The following is a 2,624-nucleotide window of genomic DNA, read 5'->3' as shown; positions in this document are numbered from 1 at the left end:
TGTCATTTGCCACCGCTATGGGACCACCTGTTTGCCACGAGCATGGGACCACCTTGGCGCGTTATTGAGGATGCGTGGTGGGGTCGTGGCGGTCAAGTCCGGGGCGTTGGCGCTGGCGGTATGAGGGGCCTTCCATGACCAGGGTGTGAGCTCGGGAGGTCAATCGGTCGATGGCCGATTGGGCCAGCAGGGCGTCGGTGGTCATGGTCAGCCATTCGGCGGGGTCTCGGTTCGAGGTGATGATGGTGGTTTTGTTGTGGTGGCGTTCGACGATGAGTTCGTAGAAGTCGTTGGTTTCGGTGGCGTCGAGGGGTCGTAGGGCGAAGTCATCGATGATGAGGACTTCGGTGGTGGTGAGTTTGCGGAGTTCGGCGTCGGTGCTGTTGTCCAGGCGGGCGGCTTTGAGTCGGTGAAATAGTTTGTCCGCGCGGGCGAACAGCACGGTGTGGCGTCGTCCGATTGCCATGTGTCCCAGGGCTGTTGCCAGATGCGTTTTGCCTACCCCGACCGGTCCGATGATGATGGCTGATTGTTTGGCTTCGATGAATCGCAGTGTGGTGAGGTCTTCGAGGAGTTCGCGGTCATAACGCAGGTCGTCTTCGGCCCGCCAGCTGTCGATCCGCATAGCGGGGTCCAGGCCTGCTTTGGTTGATCGTAGTGCCGCAGAGCGGGATTCGCGGCGCGATACTTCGTCGGCTAGTAGCTGTTCGAGGAAGTTGATGTGCGAGGTTTTGTGCTGGCGGGCCAAAGCGGCTCGTTGCGGGAGGGTGTCGGCGAGCGCACCGAGTTTGAGGGCTTTGAGTGAGCGGAGCAGGTCTGCACCGATTGGTTGGGTTGTCATGTTCTCTAGTTCTCCTGGGTGTCGGGAACGATAGTGAGTACTGCTGTGGCAGTGGAGAATTCGGAAGGATCTCGGGTGAATCTGGTGGGCGCGTGACCGGCGGCTCGGGGCAGTGCCGGGGGTGCGGTTTCGGTGCCACGCTCGAGCATGGAACGGATCTTGGTGACCGCGATGACATCGAGAGCAAGGGCTGTGTGGCAGGCCGCATCGACCGGTGCGGCCCCGTAGGTCGAGACCAGCCCGATCAGTGCGTATACCGCCCGCATACGTGACCAGGGGCGGGGGTCATCAACGATCCGTGCAGCGTAGAGGCCGATATTGGGTCCGTAACGTTCGCATTGCTGCAACTGGGCGGTGATATTGCGGGTGGCGTAAGCACCCAGATCTGCGGGGTAGTCCGCCGGATCGGTACTGCGACCACCAGCGCCCTGGCGGGGGTGCTGCTTGATCAGCTCACCGCGGTGATAGAACTTCACGGTCTCGGTGTCGGCGCGCACGTCGACGGTGGTGCCGATCCACGTTTCCGGTAGCGAGTACAACGCCTTGCCCACACAAGCGTGAAAGTCTTTGTGCACCTTGACTTGCTTGAATACTGGCACATCGTAGGACTGCTGCGGTACCGGCAGTAGATGCTGGTGTTCCTCGGCGGCGAAGACGGCCGCGGGTTGGGCTGCGGTGGTGCCGTGCACCCGCATCCCGGCAGTGTGTGCACACCAGGCGCGTGCTGCCTGTTGGGCGTGGTCGAGGTCGGTGAAGGTTTCCCCGGCCCAAAAGTTCTTCTGCACGTACTGGATGGTGCGTTCGACCCGAGGCTTGTCCTGCGGGGTGCGCACCCGAGCGGTATCGGTGATGAACCCTGCATGGGCTGCGTAGTCCAGCCATCCACGACTCAACCGCGGGTTGACCGCATCAGCCTGGGTGACAATGGGTTTCATGTTGTCGGGGATGATGACGGCGAACACCCCGTCGAAGAATTCCCACGCCCCCTGGCAGCCGGCGATTACCGCGTCCAGGGTTTGTGAATGGGTCAGCCACACGAATGTGTGCCGCGAGTAGACCGCGGTGATCACCAGGGCATGGACCTTGCGGCGGTTACCGGTGGCCGGGTCTTCGAGCATCCCGAGGTAGCCGAAATCGAGTTGGCATTCCGCACCGGGAGCGCAGTCATCGACTCGCACCGTTGACGTCGTTCGCCGGTACCCGCACTGATCGGTCGCGAACCGCACCAACGTCCGATAGGGCACTTGGCATCCCTGACGGGTGAGCAGGATATGAATTTTGGTCAGTGTCAACGGTTTCTGGTCCCCGTCACCGGCAACCCAGGTTGTGATCTGATCGGTGAACCCGACCAGTTGTTCCCATGCCTGCCCGTGCCCGTTGGGCCGGGCCGGGCGTACCGTCGTCACGATTTTCCCGATCAGCTCATCGGTCAACGCTTCGGCGCCGGCGCCGTGCACCAACCCTGCCGCTTGCGCGGCCTGGACGTACCGTCGCACCGTCTTGCGGTCGACTCCGGCGTGAGCGGCGATCGTGCGTAGCCCCGGCGAGGGCAACCCCACCGCCAGACCCAACCACAAACGCAGCACTTCTCTGATCTCTTCCACTGCAACCTCCCGGTAGCCCATGCCTGCCGCCCTCCTGCGAATCTCACAGTCGAGTCAACGAGCAAAACGAAGGGACCACCGACGCGACGCGCCGGTGGTCCCATAACTGGCAATCCAGGTGGTCCCATCCCCGTGGCAATAATCACCTCACGGTGGTCCCTTCACGGTGGCAACTGACA

The 2,624-nt window shown here is 62.3% G+C and carries 2 protein-coding genes; both read right to left on the bottom strand.

Annotation, left to right across the window (positions count from 1 at the left end; genetic code table 11):
- Positions 1 to 61: 61 nt before the first annotated feature.
- Positions 62 to 841 carry an IS21-like element helper ATPase IstB gene (istB, locus tag MKW15_RS24030; RefSeq protein WP_240862877.1) on the bottom strand — a complete coding sequence of 260 codons (780 nt, stop codon included), beginning with the start codon at positions 839 to 841 and terminating at the stop codon, positions 62 to 64.
- 5 nt (positions 842 to 846) lie between these two features.
- Entirely contained in the window at positions 847 to 2,445 is a 1,599-nt protein-coding gene (istA, locus tag MKW15_RS24025) for an IS21 family transposase (protein ID WP_308221104.1), read from the bottom strand.
- Positions 2,446 to 2,624 lie beyond the last annotated feature (179 nt).

Source organism: Gordonia gummivorans (genome assembly GCF_022513585.1).
In the GTDB taxonomy this organism is placed as follows: Bacteria; Actinomycetota; Actinomycetes; order Mycobacteriales; family Mycobacteriaceae; genus Gordonia.
Note: the sequence above shows the minus strand (reverse complement) of the source record. Positions and strands in the feature narration are given on the sequence as shown.

Bases quoted from the DNA above. Each gene is read 5' to 3' on its own strand.
- istB (WP_240862877.1), bottom strand. From the start codon at position 841: ATGACAACCCAACCAATCGGTGCAGACCTGCTCCGCTCACTCAAAGCC.